This window comes from Roseateles albus (assembly GCF_028595345.1).
GTDB classification, from domain to species: Bacteria; Pseudomonadota; Gammaproteobacteria; order Burkholderiales; family Burkholderiaceae_C; genus Paucibacter_A; species Paucibacter_A albus.
On sequence record NZ_JAQQXT010000003.1, the window covers coordinates 195,314 to 218,006 of the forward strand.

At 63.5% G+C, this 22,693-nt stretch carries 22 protein-coding genes; 11 read left to right on the forward strand and 11 right to left on the reverse strand.

Features of this window, described 5'->3' with window-relative positions; all coding sequences use genetic code 11:
* Nucleotides 1-3: 3 nt before the first annotated feature.
* The 3 genes from PRZ03_RS06190 to PRZ03_RS06200 form a co-directional block, all read right to left on the reverse strand.
* Nucleotides 4-798 carry a lysine/arginine/ornithine ABC transporter substrate-binding protein gene (locus PRZ03_RS06190; protein WP_263533225.1) on the reverse strand — a complete coding sequence of 265 codons (795 nt, stop codon included), beginning with the start codon at nucleotides 796-798 and terminating at the stop codon, nucleotides 4-6.
* Between the two features lie 75 nt (nucleotides 799-873).
* Complete coding sequence (locus PRZ03_RS06195) at nucleotides 874-1,830, reverse strand: alpha/beta fold hydrolase (RefSeq protein ID WP_273599487.1); 957 nt, start codon at nucleotides 1,828-1,830, stop codon at nucleotides 874-876.
* Nucleotides 1,827-2,624: a sulfurtransferase gene (locus PRZ03_RS06200; RefSeq protein ID WP_273599488.1), complete on the reverse strand. Its 798-nt coding sequence runs from the start codon at nucleotides 2,622-2,624 to the stop codon at nucleotides 1,827-1,829. The genes PRZ03_RS06195 and PRZ03_RS06200 overlap by 4 nt, the downstream gene beginning before the upstream one ends.
* 61 nt (nucleotides 2,625-2,685) lie before the next feature.
* Between PRZ03_RS06200 and PRZ03_RS06205 the strand changes: the two genes are divergently transcribed.
* Nucleotides 2,686-2,901 (forward strand): SlyX family protein, encoded by a 216-nt coding sequence (locus tag PRZ03_RS06205; RefSeq protein WP_263533222.1) that lies wholly within the window; start codon nucleotides 2,686-2,688, stop codon nucleotides 2,899-2,901.
* A gap of 19 nt (nucleotides 2,902-2,920) precedes the next feature.
* Here PRZ03_RS06205 and PRZ03_RS06210 read toward each other — a convergent pair whose 3' ends face one another.
* The 3 genes from PRZ03_RS06210 to PRZ03_RS06220 are packed head-to-tail and all read right to left on the reverse strand — an operon-like array spanning nucleotide 2,921 to nucleotide 5,893.
* Nucleotides 2,921-3,466, reverse strand: coding sequence for a LuxR C-terminal-related transcriptional regulator (locus PRZ03_RS06210; protein WP_273599489.1), 546 nt, complete (start codon nucleotides 3,464-3,466; stop codon nucleotides 2,921-2,923).
* An 11-nt stretch (nucleotides 3,467-3,477) separates the two neighbouring features.
* Nucleotides 3,478-4,620 (reverse strand): substrate-binding periplasmic protein, encoded by a 1,143-nt coding sequence (locus PRZ03_RS06215; protein WP_273599490.1) that lies wholly within the window; start codon nucleotides 4,618-4,620, stop codon nucleotides 3,478-3,480.
* 16 nt (nucleotides 4,621-4,636) lie between these two features.
* Nucleotides 4,637-5,893, reverse strand: a complete 1,257-nt coding sequence (locus tag PRZ03_RS06220; RefSeq protein WP_273599491.1) for a porin family protein — start codon at nucleotides 5,891-5,893, stop codon at nucleotides 4,637-4,639.
* Between the two features lie 112 nt (nucleotides 5,894-6,005).
* Between PRZ03_RS06220 and PRZ03_RS06225 the strand changes: the two genes are divergently transcribed.
* A complete protein-coding gene (locus PRZ03_RS06225) occupies nucleotides 6,006-6,710 on the forward strand; it encodes a CoA transferase subunit A (protein ID WP_263533218.1) in 705 nt (234 codons plus the stop codon).
* A 2-nt stretch (nucleotides 6,711-6,712) separates the two neighbouring features.
* Nucleotides 6,713-7,351 carry a 3-oxoacid CoA-transferase subunit B gene (locus tag PRZ03_RS06230; protein WP_273599492.1) on the forward strand — a complete coding sequence of 213 codons (639 nt, stop codon included), beginning with the start codon at nucleotides 6,713-6,715 and terminating at the stop codon, nucleotides 7,349-7,351.
* A 105-nt stretch (nucleotides 7,352-7,456) separates the two neighbouring features.
* Here the strand turns inward: PRZ03_RS06230 and PRZ03_RS06235 are convergent, their stop codons facing one another.
* The gene (locus PRZ03_RS06235) at nucleotides 7,457-9,004 is read right to left on the reverse strand and encodes a methyl-accepting chemotaxis protein (protein WP_273599493.1); all 1,548 of its coding nucleotides are present in this window, start codon (nucleotides 9,002-9,004) and stop codon (nucleotides 7,457-7,459) included.
* A 502-nt stretch (nucleotides 9,005-9,506) separates the two neighbouring features.
* Here PRZ03_RS06235 and PRZ03_RS06240 point away from each other — a divergent pair.
* The 6 genes from PRZ03_RS06240 to PRZ03_RS06265 are packed head-to-tail and all read left to right on the forward strand — an operon-like array spanning nucleotide 9,507 to nucleotide 15,681.
* Nucleotides 9,507-11,915: a catecholate siderophore receptor Fiu gene (locus PRZ03_RS06240; protein ID WP_273599494.1), complete on the forward strand. Its 2,409-nt coding sequence runs from the start codon at nucleotides 9,507-9,509 to the stop codon at nucleotides 11,913-11,915.
* A gap of 33 nt (nucleotides 11,916-11,948) precedes the next feature.
* Entirely contained in the window at nucleotides 11,949-12,632 is a 684-nt protein-coding gene (locus PRZ03_RS06245; RefSeq protein ID WP_273599495.1) for a Fe2+-dependent dioxygenase, read from the forward strand.
* Entirely contained in the window at nucleotides 12,629-13,297 is a 669-nt protein-coding gene (locus PRZ03_RS06250) for a PepSY-associated TM helix domain-containing protein (RefSeq protein ID WP_273599496.1), read from the forward strand. Before PRZ03_RS06245 ends, PRZ03_RS06250 begins: the two co-directional genes overlap by 4 nt.
* 8 nt (nucleotides 13,298-13,305) lie before the next feature.
* Nucleotides 13,306-13,818 (forward strand): DUF2271 domain-containing protein, encoded by a 513-nt coding sequence (locus PRZ03_RS06255; RefSeq protein ID WP_273599497.1) that lies wholly within the window; start codon nucleotides 13,306-13,308, stop codon nucleotides 13,816-13,818.
* Between the two features lie 11 nt (nucleotides 13,819-13,829).
* On the forward strand, nucleotides 13,830-14,645 hold the full coding sequence (locus PRZ03_RS06260; protein ID WP_273599498.1) for a DUF4198 domain-containing protein: 816 nt from the start codon (nucleotides 13,830-13,832) through the stop codon (nucleotides 14,643-14,645).
* Nucleotides 14,646-14,652: 7 nt separating this feature from the next.
* Nucleotides 14,653-15,681, forward strand: a complete 1,029-nt coding sequence (locus PRZ03_RS06265; protein ID WP_273599499.1) for an FAD:protein FMN transferase — start codon at nucleotides 14,653-14,655, stop codon at nucleotides 15,679-15,681.
* Between the two features lie 1,108 nt (nucleotides 15,682-16,789).
* Here PRZ03_RS06265 and PRZ03_RS06270 read toward each other — a convergent pair.
* Complete coding sequence (locus PRZ03_RS06270) at nucleotides 16,790-17,263, reverse strand: MAPEG family protein (protein WP_273599500.1); 474 nt, start codon at nucleotides 17,261-17,263, stop codon at nucleotides 16,790-16,792.
* A 98-nt stretch (nucleotides 17,264-17,361) separates the two neighbouring features.
* Here PRZ03_RS06270 and PRZ03_RS06275 point away from each other — a divergent pair, with 98 nt between their 5' ends.
* Together PRZ03_RS06275 and PRZ03_RS06280 are read left to right on the forward strand one after the other, a co-directional pair.
* Nucleotides 17,362-18,363, forward strand: coding sequence for a GlxA family transcriptional regulator (locus PRZ03_RS06275; RefSeq protein WP_273599501.1), 1,002 nt, complete (start codon nucleotides 17,362-17,364; stop codon nucleotides 18,361-18,363).
* An 89-nt stretch (nucleotides 18,364-18,452) separates the two neighbouring features.
* The gene (locus PRZ03_RS06280) at nucleotides 18,453-20,309 is read left to right on the forward strand and encodes a gamma-glutamyltransferase family protein (protein WP_273599502.1); all 1,857 of its coding nucleotides are present in this window, start codon (nucleotides 18,453-18,455) and stop codon (nucleotides 20,307-20,309) included.
* On the opposite strand, the gene ubiM is transcribed toward PRZ03_RS06280, so the two are convergent.
* The 3 genes from ubiM to PRZ03_RS06295 all read right to left on the reverse strand — a co-directional run bounded on the left by ubiM (nucleotide 20,310) and on the right by PRZ03_RS06295 (nucleotide 22,596).
* Entirely contained in the window at nucleotides 20,310-21,566 is a 1,257-nt protein-coding gene (gene ubiM, locus PRZ03_RS06285; protein WP_273599503.1) for a 5-demethoxyubiquinol-8 5-hydroxylase UbiM, read from the reverse strand.
* A gap of 65 nt (nucleotides 21,567-21,631) precedes the next feature.
* Nucleotides 21,632-22,123, reverse strand: a complete 492-nt coding sequence (locus tag PRZ03_RS06290) for a disulfide bond formation protein B (RefSeq protein WP_273599504.1) — start codon at nucleotides 22,121-22,123, stop codon at nucleotides 21,632-21,634.
* Nucleotides 22,123-22,596, reverse strand: coding sequence for a RidA family protein (locus PRZ03_RS06295; RefSeq protein ID WP_273599505.1), 474 nt, complete (start codon nucleotides 22,594-22,596; stop codon nucleotides 22,123-22,125). Before PRZ03_RS06295 ends, PRZ03_RS06290 begins: the two co-directional genes overlap by 1 nt.
* Nucleotides 22,597-22,693: the final 97 nt, after the last annotated feature.

Sequence of the window (22,693 nt, forward strand, 5' to 3'; positions counted from 1 at the left end):
CGATTACTTCTTCGGCGCCAGGTCGTAAGGGAAGTATTTGTCGTTGAGTTTCTTGAAGGTGCCGTTGGCGGCAATCGCTGCAATCGCGTCATTGAACTTCTTGCCCAAGACCTTTTCGTCGGCCTTGCGCATGCCCACGCCCGAGCCGGTGCCGAAGTACTTGACATCGTCGTAGTTAGGGCCGATCAGGGCGAAACCCTTGCCGTCGGGCTTGGCCAGAAAGCCTTGGTCAATCGCCACCAAGTCGGCCAAGGTCAGGTCGATACGGCCCGACTTCAGATCCAAAAAGGCTTGGTCCTGAGTTGCGTAGCGCACGATCTCGCTTTGCTTGAAGACCGTAGCTGCGTAGGTTTCATGGATGGTGCCGCGCTGCACGCCGATTTTCTTGCCCTTCAGGCCGGCGGGCGTGAAGTCGAGCTTGGCATCGGCCTTGCCGGCGAAGCGGGCTGGCGTGTTGTAGTAGGCGTTGGAGAAGGCAATCGCCTTTTGGCGATCGGGTGTGATGGACAGCGAGGCGATGATGGCGTCGATCTTGCGAGCCTGCAGGGCCGGGATCAAACCGTCGAAGTCCACCTGCACCATTTCGCAGGCGACCTTCATCTCGGCGCAATAGGCATTGGCCAGGTCAATCTCGAAGCCCATCACCTTGCCGTCTTTGCCGACTTCGGAGAAGGGCGGGTAAGCGCCCTCGACACCAATGCGGATTTTCTTCATGTCGGCGGTTTGCGCTTGGGCGCTGAAGCCCGTGATGGCGCTGCAGGCGATGGCCGCGATGGCGATCAGATGACGTCTTTGCATGGCTGCTCCGGAAAAGGGTGAAAAAGGAGTAAAGGTCGAAGCCGCTATCTTGCTATGGATATGGCTCATGCCGACCTAGGGTTTGAGCGTAGTTAAAAACGCTTGCACGGGCGCCAGTGTAGTGAGCGGATCTTCTTCGTGCGGCACATGCCCCAAATCGGGGAACACCGTCAGCTGGCTGCCGGCGATGTCACGCGCGAATGCCTGGCCGTTGTCGGGCGGAATCAAGCGGTCTTTGGCGCCCCACAAGATCAAGGTCGGCTGGCGCAGCGTTTTGATGCGTTCGGCTTGGTCGCCCAAGACCATCTGCGCCATGCGTTGGCGCAGTGCTGTGCGGTTGCCGGCGCGCAGCGTCAGCTCGTAATAGCGCTCCACCAAGGCCGGGCTGACCTTCGCCGGGTCGCCGTAGACGCTTTGAACGCTGCGCTCAACCAGGCTGCGCGGCAGCAGGTATTCGCTCAAAACCCCGACGCCTGGCAGCCGGGCCAGCAGAAATCCCACGGGCACCGACTCGGGCGTGAAGGCGTAGCCGCCGGCATCGACCAAGATCAGTCCGGCCACCCGCTGTGGCTCGGCGGCCGCCACCATCCAGGCAATTTCACCGCCCAGCGAGTTGCCGCCCAGCACGATGCGCTCAAGCTGCAGATGGTCGAGCAGCGCGCGTACCGTTTTGACGTAGTTGTCGGCGCTGTAGTCTGCCGCCACGGCTGGGCCGCTGAGGCCGAAGCCGGGCAGGTCAAAGCTGATCACGCGGCGGGTTTTTGAGAGCTCTTTGACCCAGCCCTCCCAGGTGTGCAGGCTGGCCGATGTGCCGTGGATCAGCACGATGGGCAGCTTGTCCCCGCTAGGCCCCTGGTCGCGCAGGTGGAGCAGCTGGCCGTTCAGGTCAATGAATTCCGAAGGCGGCGGGGCCCAGCGCTGGATCAGGCTCTCCAGCGGGCGGTCGGGCGCCTTGGTGGCCGCAAATCCCAAAGCGCCCAGCAGCAAGAGCAGGCCTAAAGCGCGTAACAGGGCTTCGGTCAGGCGACTCATTCTGCTGCTTGGGCGCGATGCGCCTCGCTGGCCGGGCGGCAGATCTCGGTCGATGGGTGCAGGCCTGCGTCGAGTGCTTCGCGCTGGTCAAACACAAAGCAGTCACCCTTGTAATGCGCCCCGCCGGCTTCTTCGAAATACTTCAAGATGCCTCCTTCCAACTGGTAGACGGGGCCGTCCAGGCCTTGTTGCTCCAGGTAGATGGCGGCTTTTTCGCAGCGTATGCCGCCGGTGCAAAAGCTGACGATGGTCTTGCCCATCAGCTCGGCGCGGTGGTCTTGGACCGCTTGCGGGAATTCGCTGAATTTACTGATGCGCCAATCGATGGCGCCCTCGAAGGTGCCGTAGTCCACCTCGAAGGCATTGCGGGTGTCCAGCGTGACGACGGGCCGGCCGTCGTCGTCATGGCCTTGGGCCAGCCAGCGTGCCAGTGTGGTGGGGGCCAGCGCCGGTGCACGCGGCAAGGCGTCGGGGCGGATGGCAGGGTGGTTCATGCGGATGATCTCGGCCTTGACCTTGACCAGCAGCTTCCTGAACGGCGGCGCCTCGCTCCAGCTTTCCTTGGGCGACAGATCGGCGAACCGGGCATCTTGTTTCAGCGCGTCGACCCAGGCGCGCACGCTTGCGGCGCTGCCGGCCAAAAACAAATTGATGCCTTCCTCGGCCAGCAAGACCGTGCCTTTGAGCTCAAGCGCCACGGCGCGCTCAAAAAGGAGATCGCGCAGCGCATGGCAGTCAGGCAGGCCGACGAATTTGTAGGACGAGATATTGAGAACGGGGAGTGCGTTTTGCATGGTTGCCCGGATTGTAGGCAAGCCACTGCTGCGCCCCACGCAGAATGAAGTCCAATAGGGGATGGACTCCATAAACACCGAACACCGCCTGACCGAGCTGGAAATCAAGGCCAGCTTCAGCGAAGACATGCTGGATCAGCTGAACCTGATCATTACGCGCCAACAAGCGCAAATCGATTTGTTGCTACGCGAAGTCGCCGAGCTGCGCCAGCAGGCGCCCGAGTCAGGCGCGCCTGTGTTTCGCAGCTTGATGGACGATTTGCCGCCGCACTACTGAGCCTGCGCGGGATGAATGCTCAGGCGCTGAGCATTTTGTGAATCAGCTCCGGCGTGGAGCCGGCGGCATATTTTTTCATCAAGCGTGCCCGGTACACGTCCACCGTGCGCGGGCTGATGCCCAGCCGGCGGCCAATCATCTTGCTGCTCAGGCCATCGATCAAGAGCGCGGCGATTTCGCGCTCGCGGGCGGTCAGGTCAACCTTCAAGCGGCGGTGGGCCGACAAGTCCTCGAAGCTCCAGATGCCTTGCGCATGCGGGTCGGCCGGGTCCAGCGCGCGGCCGGAGACATGGCACCAAAACAGCTCGCCGCTGCCGACGCGCTTCATCACCCGGTCGTCGGCATAAAAGCCACCTTGATCGAGGCTGGCGATGATGCGTGCGCCGGTGCGCTCGAACTCGATCAGGCTGGGGTAGAGCACCTCGAAGCTGCGCCCGACGAGCTGGCCATGATCGGCGCCGAACATGCTGAGCAGCTGACGGTTGCAATCAACGATCAAGCGATTGGCCGACAGTACCAGGCCAATCGGGGCCAATTCAAAGGCGGTGCGGTAATCAACAGGCATTGGTTTTAGCTTCAGGGCAAATAGATGATGCGCAAAGAGCTGTCCACCAGGCTCAAGGGCAGGAAGCCGACGGCCTGGGCATGCGCTTGCAAATGAGTCTTCATGGCCTCGGCATTGCCCAGCTCCAGCGGCGCACGACGCCTACCCCCAAACTGTTGGCCCGCCCAGGCCGAGCGAAACTGGGCCGCTTCGCGCTGCAGCACCGCGCCGAGAAAATGCTGGCGCTCTGCCCCCATGCTCATCACCGGTTCGGCGCGGAGCTGTGCGCCGAGCAAGCTGCTCTGGCCCATAAAGAGATCGACCAGGGCCGAGCGGCTGACGTCGCGCACCCCGCTTTGTACCGAAACCACCACGGCCACCGCCGGGCTCGAACGCGCAGTGTTGATCTGCGCGATTCGGCCGTTAGTCTGCAATTGCTCCAGCGCAGCATAGAGTTGGCGGGCGTCGTAACGCCCGCGTGGCGAGAAAGTGCAACGGTATGGACGACTCGCCAAAGGCAGACGCCAAGACGCCAGCTTGTTTTCTCCCCCCTGGGCCGCGAACCAGCTCAGCACCTGCCGGTTGCTGATGCCGTAGGGGTGCCGGTCTTTGGTCAGCTTGAGCAGCAAGCGCTCGTCGTCCAATGCGTCGTCGCGTTTGAGCCGGCCTTGCGCAAAGAAGGGCTCCAGCGCCGGGTAAGCCTGCGCCTGCAAGGTTCCCAGCACCGAGCCCGGATTGATTTGTTCCGGCTTGTCCACGGCCGGTGCGCCGGGGTTGCCGGCCAGCATTTCCTGCAGTTCGAACAAGTCGGCGCTTTGTGCCAGAACTTCCCCTTTGGGCAGGTGCAGGGGGCTCAGATTGCAGGCCATATCCGCTTCGCCGCTGCTTAAGGCCGATTCGACCCGCAGGCGGGGCAGGGCGATGAACTCGACCTGCGTTTTCAACTGTGCCGCGACGGCTTGGGCGATTTCGACATCGATGCCGCCCACCGCCTGGTTGTCGCGCCAGATCACGAAGGGCGGCGCCAAGGAGCGCGAAACCGCCACTTGCAGCACCGGCAGCTCTTGACTTGCCCGGTCCTGCGCCAACAAGGGCAGGGGCAGGCCGAGCAGCAGCAAACAAAGATATGCGTTGCGGCTTGGGCGTTGCCCGAGGGTATGGAGCAAGGTTCTCATGGCCATGGACTCCAGTTCAGAACACAAAGTCCAGGCTGACCGTCAGCATCTGTACCCTGCCATCCCATGCCGGGCTGCCGCTCGGCAAGTGGATCTCGCCGTCGCGCGGCGTGCTGCTGTCCCGGGTGGCCGTCCAACGCTCATATTGCAGCTTCAAGGCGGCTTTCTCATGCACATCCCAGCGCAGGCCGGCCAGTTCGATGCGGCGGTCCCAAGGGCTTTGCAGCCGGCGGTCAAGGCCGGCGATGCCCTGCACCGTGGCCAGGCTGCTGCCTGCCGTCGCTTGCAGGCCCAGCGCAGCTTCCTTGAATTTCGATGCGCCGATGGAGGCATAGGGCGTCAAGGCGCCAAAGCGCCGTGAAACCAGGGCATACCAGGCTTCGACCTCTGCGCTGAACACCGAATTGCCGCCGCGCCGCGTTGCTTCCGCCGTCAGCGTCCAATCGCCACTGTCCCAATTCATGCCGAGATTGATCAGGCGGCCTTCGACGTCGCGGGTGCGGGCTCGGTCAGGCAAGGCGCTGGCGCAGTTGGCGCAGGGGCTGCCGGGCCGCATGAGGGCGTTGAATTGCGCGTCCAGCGCGTCGTCATGCAGATCAAAACGGTAAGCGGCTACACCTAAGCGCAGCGACAGGCCACCCTGCTGCCAACGCACCGCGCTGGCCAGCAATGCCTGGGTGTCGACCCGGCCGCGCGGCAAGCTGACGGAGTTGCTGCCGGCCCCCAGATCCAGACTGAGGTTGCCCTCGAAGGCGGGCTGGCTCCAGCTGATGTTGATGCCGTCCACCGGTTCGCTGCCGTTCAGCCCGTAAACCGCAGCCATCGGCCGCACCGCAGTGTGGGCGAAGCCGACTCGCAGCGTCTCGGAGTTGATGTATATCGGCAGAGGCTGACGGCCCAGTCGCACTGACCAGTCTGCGCTGGGCCGCCAGCCGATATAGGCCCATTCGGTGCGGGGTGACAAGCCGCCTACCAAATCGTCGCGCAGCTGGACTTGCCAGACCAGCTCCAGCGGCTCCGAGAGCTGCCATCCGGCCTGCAGGCCCAGCACGGAGTCGCCGTCCCAGCGCCACTGGCCGTCTTGTGAAAAGTTCTTGACCCGATCGCCCGGCCGCACGCCGACCACGGCGTCGTCGCCCCGGTAGGCCGACAAGCTGCCAAAGCCACTGAGCTGCAGGCTTTCGGCCTGAGCGCTAACGCAGGCGCATAGGCTGACGCTAACGCCGACCATCATGGGTGCGAGTGGGGCGATCAGCGCATGCCAACTTCTCATTCTGGTCTCCTGGGCCCCGCAGCAATTTGTTGTAGGCGATTCTACGTAAGCATTTTTGCCTTGCGCTCGTAGTACGCTTCGCCGCGTCCGACGATTTAACGGAGATTCATTGATGAACAAAATTTTCCCCAGTGCCGCCGAGGCGCTCAAGGGTATTGTCAAAGACGGCCAGCTGATGGCGGTCGGCGGCTTCGGCCTGTGCGGCATCCCTGAGGCCTTGATCGCTGCGCTGCGCGACAGCGGGGTCAAGGATCTGACGGTGATTTCAAACAACGCCGGCGTTGACGGCTTTGGCCTAGGTCAGTTGCTGGAGACGCGCCAGATCAAGAAGATGATCTCCAGCTATGTGGGCGAGAACAAGGAATTCGAGCGTCAATACCTGGCCGGCGAGTTGCAGCTCGAGTTCACGCCGCAGGGCACGCTGGCCGAGAAGCTGCGTGCCGGCGGCGCCGGTATTCCGGCCTTCTTCACCCGCACCGGCGTGGGCACCATCGTTGCCGACGGCAAGGAGCTGCGCGAATTTGACGGCCATACCTATGTGATGGAACATGCTTTGTGCCCCGAAGTGTCCTTGGTCAAGGCCTGGAAGGCCGACAAGAGCGGCAATCTGGTGTTCCGCCGCACGGCGCGCAATTTCAACCCGGCGGCCGCAATGGCCGGCAAGATCACCGTGGTCGAGGTCGAGCAATTGGTCGAGGTCGGCGAGATCGACCCGGACGCCGTGCACCTGCCGGGCATCTATGTGCACCGCATCGTGGTGAACGCCAATCCCGAAAAGCGCATCGAGAAGCGCACTCTGACAGTGAAGGGAGATTGATCATGGCCTGGACTCAAGACCAAATGGCGGCCCGTGCCGCGCAGGAGCTGGAAGACGGTTTCTATGTGAACCTCGGCATCGGCATCCCGACCCTGGTGGCCAATTTTGTGCCGGCAGACAAGGAAGTTTGGCTGCAGAGCGAAAACGGCATGCTGGGCATTGGCCCGTTCCCGACCGAAGATGAGGTCGACGCTGATCTGATCAACGCCGGCAAGCAAACGGTAACCACCATCGCGGGCTCGTCGATCTTCGGCAGCCATGACAGCTTCGCGATGATTCGCGGCGGCAAGATCAATCTGTCGATTCTGGGCGCTATGCAAGTGAGTGCCAGCGGTGATCTGGCCAACTGGATGATCCCGGGCAAGATGGTCAAGGGCATGGGCGGCGCGATGGATCTGGTCGCCGGCGTCAAGCGCGTGATCGTGCTGATGGAACATGTGGCGCGCAAGAAAGACGGCACGGAAGACATGAAGATCCTGCCTCATTGCACCTTGCCGCTGACCGGTGTGGGCGTGGTCAATCGCATCATCACCGATCTGGCCGTGATGGACGTGACACCGGCGGGCTTGCAGTTGGTCGAGTTGGCCGAGGGTGTCACGCGCGAGCAGGTGCAGGCCAAGACGGGCGTGCCCCTGCTTTAAGCTGCTATTGATTGCCGCTGATTGATGGCCGCTGTTCAGGTCAGTCAAAAAAGAGAGCAAAAATAGAGAAGGCCGGCGCAAGCCGGCCTTTTTGCTGGGTCAAACCTAGACAGGCAGGCCCGCCAGCTTGAAGACCGCCACGCTTTGCACCAAAGCCTGCGCCTGCACGCGCAGGCTTTCAGCGGCGGCGGTGCTTTGCTCAACCAGGGCCGAGTTTTGCTGTGTCGCCTGATCCATCAGATTGAAGGCCTGGCCGACCTGCAAGACGCCGGCACTTTGGGCGCGGCTGGCCTCGCTGATCTCGCCCATGATGTCGCTGACATGCTTGATCGCGTCGACGATCTCGTTCATTGTCGAGCCGGCCTGGTTGACCAAATGGCTGCCTTGCTCGACACGCTCCACGCTGGCGCCAATCAAGGTCTTGATCTGCTTGGCCGCTTCGGCGCTGCGCTGCGCCAGGCTGCGAACCTCGGCGGCCACCACCGCGAAGCCGCGCCCTTGCTCGCCCGCGCGGGCGGCTTCCACCGCCGCATTGAGCGCAAGGATATTGGTCTGGAAGGCGATGCCGTCAATCACGCCGATGATGTCGGCAATCTGCTTGGAGGAATCGTTGATGCCTTTCATGGTGTCGACCACCTGACCCACCACATCGCCGCCCCTGACGGCCACTTCTGACGCGCCTTGGGCGAGTCGGTTCGCTTCGCGGGCATGGTCGGCGTTCTTTTCCACCGCCGATCCCAGCACCTTGATGGACAAGGCCGTGCCCTCCAGCGCGCTCGCCTGCTGCTCGGTGCGCTGACTCAGGTCCATATTGCCCTGCGCGATCTGCGCGGAGGCACTGGCGACCGATTCGGAGTTCTGCCGCACGCTGTGCACCACGCTGGACAGGCTGCCCATCATGCCGACCAGCTGCGCCATCAGGCTGGCGCTGTCGCCCGAGTTCAGCTTGATGCGCTGCGCAAAATCACCGGCCGCCACGCTTTGCGCCAGGTTGGCCGCCTCCAGCGGATCGCCGCCCAGCTGCTTGGCGATATGCCGGCTAAGCCAAAGCCCCGCCGCGATGCCGCAAGCACTGGCAAGCCCCATCATCAGCAGGCTCAAGCCTATGGCCCGCTCGCTCTGGTCCGCGACCAGCTGGGCCGCGCGCTCGCCCTGTGCAGCGAACTGCGCATCCAGCTCATCCAGCAATTGCGTCGGTGCGCGGTCCATGCCTTTGACGGCCTTGTCGCCCGCGCTCGGATCGAACTCGGCCGCCGTGAAGGCGCCGTAGCCCAGTCGGTAATTGTCTCCCATCGCCTGGTGGGCGAGCGCGAATTTGGCCAACAGGTCTTTGCTGGCGCCGGCGGGCAGCTCGCGCAGCAGCTTGGCAGTTCTCTCGCTGACCAGGCGCTCCTGCTTTTGAAACGCGGACCAATGTTTGTCCAGTTGCTGTGGGTCTTTGCCGCGCAAGAGCGTGTTCTTCCACTCCTGAACCTGCACCTTGAAGCCGACGGTCAGCTCGCTCAGCGTGCGCTGCCGGCCATGACTGCTTTGAACCGTCTGAGTGAAACTGTCGAGCGAATGGTTGACGCTGAAGATGCCGTACAAGGCTGCCATTAGCATCAAGGCCAGCACGGCCACAAAGGCAAGAGGTAGTTTCAGACTGAGCTTCATATTTCTTGTTTGAAATCCGGCAAGTTGGCTTCTTAGGGTTCGAAAAATACGCGGGCACCGCAGCTTGTCTGCCAGGCCACTTTGGCCGAGCGCGGGGCGACGGATGTGCGCTCTTCGGCCGGGCTTGGACCCGACTTGAGGGGCAAGTCAGGGTTGCTGTTGGTTCTCGCTTGAAAGCAGAGCCCAAGGGTGGAATTTTTCACGCCGTGGCGACCCGTCGATCCACGCGGCCCAAATTGTGTTTGGGCGCTGTGCGCGCGGGCGGATTTACTGCTGGGCTGTTTCTTCGCGCGCGGGGGACATACAGCCATGCGAAAAGCCCCGAACTTGGCAGAGACCTGTGGCCCGAAAAATTGCACATGCAAATAAGAACTGTTATCATTTGCGCCTGTCGCAGAGTAGACCCAGGTTATCCCCAGGTAAGGCGCGCACGCAAAAAGAAAAAAAGCGGCGCCGCGCCCACGCTCGAAGAAATCCAATTCGATCCCTGGAGTGTTCCTCAATGTCTTTCATCAAGAGCCGCAAGCACGCGGCCATGCCGGCCTGCGTTTCATCCGCTTCTTCTTCTTTTTGTTCTTCCTCGGTCGCCAGCGCGGCCTTGCTGGCGCTAACGCTGCCGCTCGGCGCATGGGCGCAGGCGCCAACTGCAGACTCGGCTGAGACCGCGCTGCCGGTGGTGCGCGCCAAGGCCAAGGCCGTGGTCGAGAACGAGTTCAAGGCCGAGGCTGCTTCCTCGCCCAAGTTCGTCAAGCCCTTGCTGGACACGCCGCAGACCGTCACCGTGATCAACCGTGAGTTGATTCAGCAGCAGGGCACATCTTCCTTGAGCGAGGCGCTGCGCAACACGCCGGGCATCACCTTCACCTTGGGCGAGAACGGCAACACCAATACCGGCGACACCGTCTTCATGCGCGGCTTCGACGCCAGCGCCAATATCTTTGTGGACGGCGTGCGCGACCTCGGCGGCATCACCCGCGACACCTTCAATGTCGAGTCGGTCGAAGTGGTCAAGGGCCCGAGCGGCGCCGACAACGGCCGGGGCTCGCCCAATGGCTTCATCAATATGGTCAGCAAAAAGCCGCAGTTACGGGACTTTGCCGAAGGCTCGGCGCAAGTGTCCAGCGGCAGCCGTGTGCGTGTCAGCGCTGATCTGAACAAGAAGTTGGACATCGGCTTGCCCGGCGCGGCGCTACGCCTGAATGTGTTCAGCGACCGTGGCAATGTAGAGGGCCGCGATGTGCTCGAGCGCAATCGCTGGGGCGTGGCACCGTCCTTGACCTTGGGGCTGGGCACGTCTACTCGCGCCACGCTGAGTTATCTGCATGTGGATCAGGATGCGATTCCCGATGGCGGCATCCCCGGTGTGGGCCTGGTGGGCTGGACCAATCAGCTGATTTTCAAGGATCTGGCTGGTGCGAATGCCAAACCGCCGGTGGGCGGCGTGTTGGCCACCAGCATCAAGCCGGTTGAGCGCAGCAATTTCTACGGCAGCAAAGACGATTTCGACAACACGCAAGCCGATATGTTGACCCTGCTGCTGGAGCATGACTTTGCGCCGGGCACCAGCCTGCGCAATATCTCGCGCTTTGGCCGCACCCAGCAGGACCTGAACCTGACGAACATCATCATCAGCAGCACGCCCGGCAATTGGTCCATCATCGGCGACGCCACCAAACCGGCAGCCTGGACGGTAGGCCGCGCCCGCCTGGGACGCGACCAGCGCAACCAGATTCTGGCCAACCAGACCAGCCTGAACAGCGCGTTCACGCTGGCCGGCGTCAAGAACAACATCAGCACCGGCGTCGAGCTGACGCATGAACAGCAAAACACGGCGGGCTTTGCCTATGTCAACACCGCCGGTGATCGCGCCAATCTGTATGCGCCGAACTTGAGTGATAAGTTCGCCCCGCTGACGCGCAACGGCGCCAGCACGGCCGGCGAAACCACGACTGCCGCTGCCTTCTTGTTCGACACTTTGGATCTCACCGAGCGCTGGCAGCTCAGCGCCGGCCTGCGCGCCGAGCGCTTCCGCAGCGAGTACACCAACATCCCCGCCACCTCGACCCCAGCGGTCGCGGCCAGTGCTTTGGTGAACAGCGACACGCTGGTCAGCGGCAAGCTGGGCCTGCTGTTCAAGCCGAGTGAGAACGGTAGTGTCTATTTGTCTTACGCTACCTCGCAAAAGCCGCCCGGCAGCGACAACTTCGCGCTCAGCAGCGCGACCCCCAGTGCCGACACCGGCGCGGTCAGCATCAATGCGCCTAACTTGAAACCACAGCAGGCCAATAATCTGGAACTGGGCACGAAATGGGACATGCTCGACAAGCAATTGCTGTTGACGGCCGCTTTGTTCCGCTCGCAAAACGAGAACGAGCTGGCCCGTGCCGGCAGCGCCACCGGCGAAGTGACGCAATACGGCAAGAAGACGGTCAAGGGCCTGGAGCTGGGTGCGGCGGGCGCGGTGTCGAATAACTTGCAACTGCAAGCCGGCCTGGTGTGGATGGACAGCAAGGTCAATGAGGCCGTCACGGTCGTGCCCGGCGCGGTCGACCTGCAGACCGGCGCTCAGCTGGTCTACACGCCGAAACTGAGCTTCACGTCCTGGGTCAACTACCGCGTGGCCGAAGGCCTGATGCAAGGCCTGAGCCTGGGTGGCGGCGCGCGCTACACCGCCAGCCAGACCACGCAGGTCAACAACGGCGCGGCGCCGGTGGTCGGCATTGATGGCATCCCGAGCTACTGGGTGTTTGACGCGATGGCGGCCTACGAGATCAACAAGAACCTGGCCCTGCAGTTCAATGTGGCCAACCTGGCGGACAAGTTCTATCTGGCCTCGGTCAATAGCGGGCGCAATCGCTTCACGCTTGGCGCGCCGCGCAGCATGAGCTTGGCACTGAACGTCAAGTACTGATCTGGGATAGACGGAAGAGGAGGGCGGGCGACCATGTTGCTGCATATCCAGGGCGTGCTGAGTGCCGCCGAAGTGAGCGAGTTTCGTCAGCGTTTGCTGGCCGAGGGCGAGTGGGGGGATGGCCGGGCGACCGTCGGCGCTTTGGGTGCGCAGGTCAAGCGCAATCAGCAACTCAAGCCCGGCTCGGCGCTGGCGGTCGAATTGGGTCAGCTGATCCAGCAGCGCTTGAGCGCCCACCCGCAATTCTTTTCGGCCGCCTTGCCCTTGCGCATGCTCAGCCCTTTGTTCAACCGCTATGCCGGCGGCGAGCATTACGGCCTGCATGTGGACGGTGCGGTGATGAGCCAGCTGGGCAGCACGCAGCCGCTGCGCAGCGACGTCTCAAGCACGCTGTTCCTGTGCGAGCCCGGCGAGTACGAGGGCGGCGAGCTGGTGGTGCAAGACAGCTATGGCAGCCACGAGGTCAAGCTGCCGGCTGGCGACTTGGTCTTGTACCCGTCGACCAGTTTGCATCAGGTGCTGCCGGTCACTTCCGGCGAGCGCATCGCGGCCTTCTTCTGGACCCAGAGCATGGTGCGCGATGACGGCCGCCGCACCATGCTCTACCAGCTCGATCAAAGCATTCAAAGCCTGCGCGCTCGCTTCGGCGAGATCGACGAGGCGGTGAGCTTGAGCGGCCACTATCACAACCTCTTGCGGCAATGGGCCGAGACATGAGCAATGCTTCCGCCTATATCGCGACCGAGGCCGCAGCCAGCAAAACGCAGCTCAAGAGCCGGGCCGCCTATCTGAAGCAACTGCATCTGTGGCATTGGGTCAGCAGCGCGATCAGCCTGGTGGCGCTGCTGATGTTCAGCGTCACGGGGCTCACGCTGAACAACGCCGGTTTGTTTGAATCCAAGGCTAGGATTTCGAGCGGGCAGGCGCAATTGCCGGACGCGGTGTTACGGGCCACGCTGGTGGCGGCACATTCGGGCGCGCAGAAGGCAGAGTTGCCGCCTCCCTTGCAGCATTGGTTGAGGGAGCAATGGGGTTTCAAGACGGCAGGCTTGTTGGCCGAATGGGCGCCGGACGAGCTCTATCTGTCCCTGCCGCGCCCCGGCGGCGACGCCTGGCTGCGCATCGCCTTGCCCAGTGGCGAGGCCGAATTCGAGCGCAGCGAGCGCGGCGCCGTCGCTTATCTGAATGATCTGCACAAAGGGCGCCATACCGGCCCGGTGTGGAGCTGGTTCATCGACCTGTTTGCCGTCGCCAGCCTGCTGTTCGCGATCACCGGCTTGCTGATTTTGAAAATGCACGCTGCCAAACGGCCCAGCGTCTGGCCCTTGGTGGCCGCTGGTTTGCTGCTGCCGGTCGCTTTATTGCTCGTATTTGTTCATTGAATTTTTCTATGCAAAACAAACTTTTTTCCTACACGGTCTTGCTCGCCAGTGCTAGTGCCGTGCTGCCCGCCTGGGCCGCCGAAGCCCAGCTCAGCCTGGAGTTGCCGCGTCTGAATGTGGCCGAATACCACCGGCCCTATGTGGCCGTCTGGGCCGAGCGTGCCGGGGAGCCGGCCATCAGCTTGGCGGTCTGGTATGACCAGAAAAAAGCCAATAACGCCGGTGCCAAATGGCTGCCCGATCTGCGCCAGTGGTGGCGCAAAAGCGGGCGCGATTTGAGCATGCCCATGGACGGCGTCAGTGGCGCGACGCGCCCGGTGGGCGAGCACAAGCTCAATCTGAGCAAGAGTCTGGCTGCGCTTCCCGCCGGCAAGTATGAAGTCGTGGTGGAAGTGGCCCGCGAAGGTGGCGGCCGCGAGGTCCAGCGCTTGCCGCTGCAGTTACCGATTAGCTCGGCGGTGCAGTTCGGCGCGCAAGGTGAGCATGAGTTGGGCGCCTTGTCTTTGTCGGTCAAACCTTGAGGGGAATACATATGAAACTATCCATCACAGCCCTTGGTTTGGCCTGTTTGCTGCTGAGCGCGGCCGGCGCGGCCGATGCTCACCGCACTTGGTTATTGCCCCAATCCGCGCATATTGATGCGGCCGCCGGCGGCAAGGCGACGCTGGTCAATATCGATGCGGTCGCTTCGGAGGATTTGTTCGAGTATGAAATTGGCCTGCAACTGGGCCAGGTCTTGGTGCTAGGCCCAGACGGCAAGCCGCTAAAGCCCGAAGCCCCCGTCACGGCCCGCAACCGCACCAGCTTTGAGATCAAGCTTGAGCAGCCCGGCACCTACCGGGTCAGCAATAGCGCCGAGTCGGTGTTCGCCAGTTACAAACTGGGTGAGGAAACCAAGCGCTGGCGGGGCAAGCCGGCTGATCTGTCTGCGCAGATCCCGGCCGAGGCCAAGGACTTGCAAGTGACGCGCACCTGGATGGTCAGCGAAACCTTTGTCAGTAAAGAGCGGGCCGGCCTGCCGCCATTCCAGCCCACCAAACAGGGCTTGGAATTGCAGGCCTTGACGCCCGTCACCGACCTTTCCAATGGCGACAGCTCGCGACTGCGCCTGCTGCTGGACGGGCAGCCTCTGCCGGATGCCACCGTGACGGTCTTGCGAGGCGGCAGCCGCTATCGCTACAAGCTCGGCGAGCTGACGCTGAAGACCGACGCACAGGGCGAGCTGGCCATCACCTGGCCCGAGCCAGGCCGCTATTGGCTGGGCCTGGGGCATGAGGTGGCCGCCAAGGGGGATCAGCAGGCCAGGCGCTATCGTTACAGCGCCACCTTTGAGGTGCTGCCCAAGTAGTTCCGCGATGCAGACCATGTTCGAGCGGCGGGTGCTTGTGCCGCCGCAAATCGATCCGGCTACGCCGGCCTTGGGTGAGCAGCTCTATGCGCTTGACGGCTTGAGCATGGGCACCAGTTGGCAAGTCAAGTTCTACGCGCCGCGTGGGCTGGACTGCAGCGCACTGCGGCGCGGCTTGGAAGCCAGGCTGGACGAGGTGGTGGCGCGTATGAGCCCTTGGGAGGCCGACTCGGATCTGAGCCGCTTTGGCCGCGCTGAGGCCGGCAGCTGGGTCCCGCTGAGCGGCGTCTGCGCCCGGGTCTTGAGCGAGGCGCTGGCCGTGGCGCGGGCCAGCGGCGGCGCTTTTGATCCCACGGCTGCGGCCTTGGTGCGAGCCTGGGGTTTTGGGGCCGGGCGCCGCCATGAGGAGCCCGGCTTTGTGGCGCCGACCGACGCAAGTGGGCGGCGAGGTCAAAATCGCTGGCAAGACCTGAGCCTGCGTGAAGCAGGCGCCGGTGAATGGGAGGTCTTGCAGCCGGGCGGCTTGGAGCTGGATTTGTGCGGCATCGCCAAGGGCTTTGCCGTTGACCGATTGGCGGAGTTTTTGCGGGACTGTGGCCTCGAACACCACTTGGTCGAGATCGGCGGCGAGCTGCGCGGCGCCGGCCTCAAACCGAATGGCCAACCCTGGTGGGTGCAGTTGGAGTCCGTGCCCGGAGCCTCTGGTTTGAGGGACACGCTGCTGGCCCTGCACGGCTTGGCGGTGGCCACCAGCGGCGACTATCGCAATAGTTACATCGACGCGCAGGGGCGGCGCCGCTCGCACACGCTTGACCCGCTTAGCGGCGAGCCCATCAAGCATGGTTTGGCCAGCGTCTGCGTGCTGCATGCCAGTTGCTGCTTGGCCGACGCTTGGGCGACGGCCTTGCTGGTTTTGGGTCCGCTCGCCGGGCCGGCCTTGGCGGCCGAGCTGGGGCTGGCCGCCTTGTTCGTCTTGCGCGAGCCTGATTGGCGCGAAATACTCAGCCCGGCCTGGCAAGACTTGTCATCAGAGTAAGGCGGCCGGCAGACACGGAAGCCAGCCGAAGGGAGGCGCGCTGGGCCAAGCTAGCCTCCTTTGGGTCAGACTTGGCCAATTGCAGCGGGCTTTGGTGCCGTCTCGCCCTGCTGCCGCGATCGGGCAGTCCCAGTCATTCGGACTCGGAGAGTGAGCGGCAATAATGTGCCCGGAACGGACCTGCTATACCCAAAGCTTGCACGGGCGGCAAGCGGCCGATCAATCGGGTGACATCCTTTGTGCTTTTGCGCCCCTTCCCCTGAATTTTTCGCGAATCAATCCATGACGCGCAATCCAGCGACAAGCTCTGTTTATTCCTTGTGTCTATGGTCAGGCGGGCTCGCCGCCCTGGCATTGCTGTATGGCTGCCAGTCCACAGGCCCTATCCAAGTGCTCCTGCCGGACGATGTTCAACAACAGGCTCAGCCTTGCGAAATTCGACAGAGCGTCGCCCAAGGGCGCACACAGTACAGCGCATGCCAGCACCTTCTTGTGCTGCAGGGCGGCTACAGCACAAGCACGGTCACGGACTCATGGAATGTTGGCCTGGGTCCTTTGGGCGGGGGCGCGCGCAAGGAGTACCGTGTCGTCCGTTACGGATTTGGCTTCACGCCAGCGGCTGGGGAGGCGCAAGCCTGGCGTTGTGAACGGCGAGAAGAAATGGCCAGTGAGCATGCGCTCAACGTCACGGTTCAGGACGCTGCTACTTCTCCCGTGCTGACTTGCTCGCACGAGGGACCTGGCGGCACCGAACGCTTGACGATAAGCAGCCGACATAGTGGCAACGTCACCTGGCATCGAGGTGGGGAGAGTCAAACCTGGGCAGTGATCCCCTACATGCGCTGGCAGTCCGAGCGAGGGCAAGGGAAATCTCGGACACCATTGGCTTGGTGTGTGCAGGCTCAGGGCGGACAGCATGTGTCCTGCCACACCAAGAATAGAATCCCTGGCATGTTCTGGTTGATGCCCCAGTTGGATGCAGATACGGCCAGGCGGGCAGCGATGCTGGCTTTGGCGCCGCTTGATACGTGAATCCCAATGCCGGGCCTTCGTTGCTACGCTTGCACATGAGAGCCCGAGCCGCCACTTCGCGAACCCCGATAGATATTCAGCCCATCAAGCCAGCCAACAGCAGCGACTTCCACGCAATCACCCAGCACACCGCCATACCGCTCAGGTACAGCAAGGCGCGCCAAGGCTGCAGGCCCAGCAAGAAAACAGCGCTGTGGGCGTAGCGCAGCAGCACATAGCTGCCGAACAGCAAGCGGGCGGCCTCGGCGGAGGCTCCTAAAAGCACATAGACAACCGCCAAAGCAAAAAAGAGAGGCAGGTTCTCGGTGTCATTGCGCCAGACATTGGCGCAGCGGCGCACAAAGGGCGCCTCGGCGTCGGCCTGTTTCTTGCGCAGCAGGCGGGCGTCCTCGGGAATTGGAAACACACCGGCGCGCAGGCGGGCCAGCACCTGCAAAACGCTGGTCAGCGTGGTCTTGGCAAACAAGGCCACCAAGGCCGCAACGAGGGCGGGCAGGGCGGGCAGGGTCGCCAGTGAGGGGCTGAGTGAAGTCAGGTCGGTCGGGTTCATGCCATATGCTTTCAGAGTTAGCAAGCCGCAGTGTCGGCCTGGCTGGCAAAGTGCGACAGTGGCTAAAATGACATTTCTATGGCATTTTTGGACAAAACATGGCCGCTGCCCGGGTGATTCGCGTTGGCATCCTGGTTTATCCGGGCTGCTTGCCCAGTGCAGCGGTGGGGGCGGCCGATGTGTTTCGCATCGCCAATACCCTGGCCGAGCTGCAGCCGGCCCGCCAGCGGCTGCGCTTTGAGCTGGACTGGCTGACGGCGCGCAGCGAGCCGCTGCTCAGCGTCGGTGGGCTCAGTTTTGCTTGCCAGCCTGTATTGCAAGGCAGCCTCCCCGATGTCTTGCTGCTGCCCGGCATCTATCACGCAACGGTCGCCGAGCTGGAGACGGTGTTGGCGGACTGCGGCGCGGAGTTGCAGGCGCTGCGCGAGGTGGGTCCGGAGCTGCCTTGGATTGCCGCTGCTTGCTCCGGCACCTTTTTAGCCGCCGCTGCCGGCCTGCTGGACGGCCACCGTGCCACCACCAGCTGGTGGTTGAGTCCGTACTTCCGCAGCCGCTTCCCAGGGGTCGACTTGCTGGCCGATCAGCTCATGGTGCAGGACGGCGGCCTGCTCACGTCCGGCGGCATAACCTCTTACTTCGACCTCAGCTTGCATCTGATTGGCCACTTTGGCGGCATTGATTTGCGCCAGCAAACGGCCCGTGTGCTGGTGATGGACGCGCAGCGCGCGTCGCAAGCGCCGTACGTCGCCCGCGCGATGATGGCTGGCGAGGGTCATGTCTTGATCGAGCGCGCACGCAGCTGGCTTAGCAAGCGCCTGGCCGAGAGCTGGACGCTGCCCGAGCTGGCCGCTCACTGCAACACCAGCCCACGTACGCTTTTGCGCCGCTTCCACACGGTACAGGGCTGCACGCCGATTCAGTATGTGCAGCAGTTGCGGGTAGAGCGTGCGCGCGGCTTGCTGGAGGCCACAGCACTGTCCCTGCAAGACATCACGCTGCGCTGCGGCTACGAGGATGTGTCGACCTTCAGCAAGGTCTTCAAACGCTGGGCCCAGCTGACGCCGCGTGAATACCGCAGTCGCTTTGGGCTCCGGGTTTGAGGCCGACTATCTACGGACAAGTTCTTAGTTCTCGGGCACGGTGAGCGGACTACCATGCGCAGGCGCATTAGCAGCGTTTCAAATTACTGATGAAAACCTTTTTTTCACTCGACTTAGGGCCAAGGCTCTTGCCCGCTTCGCTTGCCTTGCTGCTGGCCGCTTGCGCTTCAGCGCCGCAGCCTGTTGCTAACCCGGCAAAAGATGTCAGTCACGCAGCCGCCATCCCCCAGCAGCCCGAAGGCCCCAGCGGCTGGACGCACAAGCCGGCTTGGGGCATGCAGCGCTTTGCGGTGGCGGCTGCCAATCCGCTCGCCGCAGATGCGGGCTACGAGATGCTTCGGGCCGGCGGCAGCGCGCTGGATGCCGCGATCGCCGTGCAACTGGTGCTCACCCTGGTCGAGCCGCAGTCCAGCGGCATTGCCGGCGGCGCGTTTTTGATGCATTGGGACGGCCAGCAAGTGACGGCGATTGACGGGCGCGAGACCGCGCCGGCTGCCGCCGGTGAGGGCCTGTTCCTCAAGCCCGATGGCAAGCCGATGAGCTACACCCAGGCGGTGGTCGGCGGCCGCTCGGTGGGCACGCCGGGCCTCATGCGCATGCTGGAGCAGGCGCATCGCAAGTACGGTGCGCTGCCCTGGGCTCGGCTGTTTAAGCCGGCGATTCGGCTGAGCGAAAACGGCTTTGAGCTGAGCGCGCGCATGCATCAGATGCTGGTGATGGACCCGCAGATCAAGACCGACCCGCAGGCCTTGGCCTACTTTTTCGACGCGAAGGGCGCGCCGCTGCCGGTGGGCACGCTGCTGCGCAATCCCGCGTTGGCCGAGGTCTTGCGGATGGTGGCCAAGGGTGGCTCCGAAGCTTTTATGCGCGGCCCGGTCGCTGCCGACATCGTGCGCCGGGTGCGCGGCCATGCCAGCAATCCGGGGCTGTTGAGCGAGGCCGATATGGCCGGCTACAGCCCTAAGCTGCGCGAACCGATCTGCACCGATTGGCGTGAATACTGGCGCGTTTGCGGCTTCCCGCCGCCTTCCTCCGGGCATATCGCGGTGATGCAGATGCTTGGGATGACGGCGCAGCAAAACGCGGCCCAGGCGCTGGACGCGAGCGGCCTGCCCAATGCCGCTTGGCTCAACCTTTACGCGCAAGCTGCCAATTTGGCTTTTGCCGACCGCGCGCAGTATGTGGCCGACCCCGATTTTGTCGCCGCGCCCGCAGGCGACTGGGCCAGCTTGTTGGCGCCCGACTATCTGCGTCAGCGCGCGCTGCTGATCGGCCCGCGCAGCAGCGGTGTGGCCAAGGCCGGTCTGCCCGGCCAGCTCAAGACGGCCTATGCCCCGCAAGGCGCGCAGCCCGAGCATGGCACCAGCCACATCAGCGTGATCGATGCCGAGGGGCGCGCGGTGTCGATGACGACCACGATTGAGACGGTTTTTGGCGCCCGCATCATGAGCGACGGCGGCACCGGGCTGCGGGGTGGATTCTTGCTCAACAACCAGCTGACCGATTTCGCCCTCAACCCGCGCGACGCTAGCGGGCAGCCGGTGGCCAACCGCCTGGAGCCGGGCAAGCGGCCGCGCTCCAGCATGGCGCCGACCCTGGTTTTTGACCGTCGGGATGGCCGCTTGGCCATGACCTTGGGCTCGCCCGGAGGTGCCGCCATCATTCACTATGTCGCCAAGACCTTGGTCGCCACCCATGACTGGGGCCTGGATGTGCAACAGGCGATTGCGTTGCCCAATTTCGGCGCCTTCAATGGCCCCACGCTGCTGGAGAGCGACTTGTTCCCGGCGAGCACGGCGGCAGGCCTGCGCGCCCTCGGCCACGAGGTGCTGGAGCGAGACCTGACGAGTGGCTTGCAAGCCATCATGCGCCGGCCAGCAGCGCCCGGCGGCGGCTGGCTGGGCGGTGCCGACCCACGCCGTGAGGGCGTGGTGCGCGGCGAATGATCAGCCCCGCATCAAGCTTTGAAACTGGCCCAAAAGCCCCGGCCGGCGGCCGGTCAGTTGCGCGCTGATCGCTGCCTTCAGCGGCGGCAGATGTTGGGCCATTTGCAGCACACCGCGGCGCAGCAGGCGAGCGGCCTGACGCTCGTCGGTGAAGAGCTTGACGACCGCATTGGTGCCTTGATAGATCGCCCAAGTGTTGCGCCTGTGTGCGCTGGCGTAACGCTCTAAAGTGGCGGATTCGCCCAGATCTTGCCCGGCTTTCTTGGCCGCGCCCAGCAGGCCGGCCAGCAACTCCACCCCATACAAGCCGAAGTTATAGCCGTGGGCCGTGACCGGGTGCATGCCGACGGCCGCGTCGCCGATCAAGGCCAGGCGCTGGGCGGCAAAGCGGTGCGCGTAGGTGGCGACCAAAGGGTAAAGGTGACGCGCACCGAGCGAGGCAATTTCACCCAGGCGGCCGCGCAGTTCGGTTTCCACCCATTGGGTGAACTGCGCGTCGTCCCAGGCCATCATGGCCGTGGCGCGGTCGGCCGGCAGCGTCAGCACCAGCGAGCTGCAGTCACCATTGAGCGGCAGGATGGCCAGGGTGTGGCCGTAGTGAAAACATTCCAGCGCAATGCCTTGGTTGGGTTGGCTGTGTTGGATGCGGCAAACGATCACGCTGCGGCCGAAGTCGCGCATCTCCACGCCGATGCCGGCTTGGCGGCGGATGTTGGAGAAGCGGCTGTCAGCGGCAATCAACAGCTGGGCCGTCAAGCGCTCACCGCTGGCCAGGCTGACGCTGGCTGCTTGCGCACCCAGCTCAATGCCGGCGACCCGGCTGTCGGCGCGAATGCTGATCAGCGCTGCACGCTTCAAAGCGCCCTGATAGGCCACACGCCTCAGCCAATGGTTGGACACCAACTGACCCAAGACCTCGCGGCCTGAACCTTGGGCGTCAAAGGCGAGTGGGTCGCCCAGACCGTCGCCATCAAAAACATGGGCGCGGCGCAGCGGCGCGATCTCGGCGGCCGGCAAGTCTTGCCATTGGCCCAGGCCTTGCAACACTTTGATGCCTTTGTGCGTCAGGGCGATTTCGCGGCCATCCTCGGCCGGGTCCTGCAGAGCGGCCAGACTGCTGGCTTCAAGCACGCAGCTGGAGATGCCTGCATCGGCCAGGGCGCAAGCCATGCTCAGGCCGGCCGGGCCGGCGCCGACGATCAAGACCTGGGCGGATGTGGGTGCGTGATCGTCTTGGGGTGTGCGGGTCGCTTGCATGCGGGTAGCCTCATTCGGGAAGCCGCGAGCGTAGCCGGCCACCGGGCGGCAGGCTTTGACCTGGGTCAGCGCTTCTTCAGCGAGATCAGGCAGACCACGCTAATGGCCGCAAACAGCAGGCCGCTCCAGATCTCGTAGGGCAGGCCTAACAAGCGGTAGGCAGCCGCTTCGCTGCACGAGGCCGTCACCATGAATACCGAGGGCAGCAGGTTTTCCAGATCAAGCGCGCTGAGCAACCTATCGGCAAAAGTCATATCGCAAGATGCCAGCTTGGAGGCGACTTCATGCTGAAACGCCGCCGCCGCCACGCCCGCCGCACCCAGCACAGCGGTCAAGAGCAGGCCGGCGCTGCGCACCGGGCGCATGCCTTTGAGCAGCCAGGTCAGGCCTGCCACCAAGGCGATCAACAAGAACACGCCGCGCTGCATCACGCACCAGGGGCAAGGCTTGACTCCGAACGCGTGCTGCGCCACCAAGGCGGCGGCAACGGCGGCGAGACTGGCGAAGAAAATGGCGGCAAGCGCCTGGGCCGGGAACTTGGAGCGCTGGAGGAACATCAGTCGGCCGCCACTTCAGCGATCAGATCGATTTCGACGCATGCACCCATGGGGTTTTGCGCCACGCCGAAGGCACTGCGGGCATGGGCACCGACGGCGGGCCCAAAGACTTCGGCCAGCAACTCGGAGCAGCCATTGGTGACCAGATGCTGCTCGGTGAAGTCACCGGTGCTATTGACCAAGCTCATCAGCTTGACGATGCGCGTGACCTTGTTCAGGTCGCCCAAAGCGGCGTGCAAGGTACCCATCAGGTCGATGGCGATGGCGCGCGCGGCAGCCTTGCCGGTGGCCGTGTCCACATCACGGCCGAGTTGGCCGACCCAGACCTTGCCGTCTTTCTTGGCCAGATGGCCGGACAGGAAAATCAGATTGCCGCTGCGCACAAACGGCACATAGGCGGCAACCGGCACCGCCAGCGGCGGCAGCGTGATACCCAGGGTCGCAAGCTTGCTATAGATGGGGCTGGTAGTCATGGCGGGCTCGCTGTATTTGGTTGATGTTGCTTGGTGAGTCTTGCTGGGCTGGCGCACTGGTATTGCAGCCAGCCTATCGCTAGGATCAGGTGGCGCG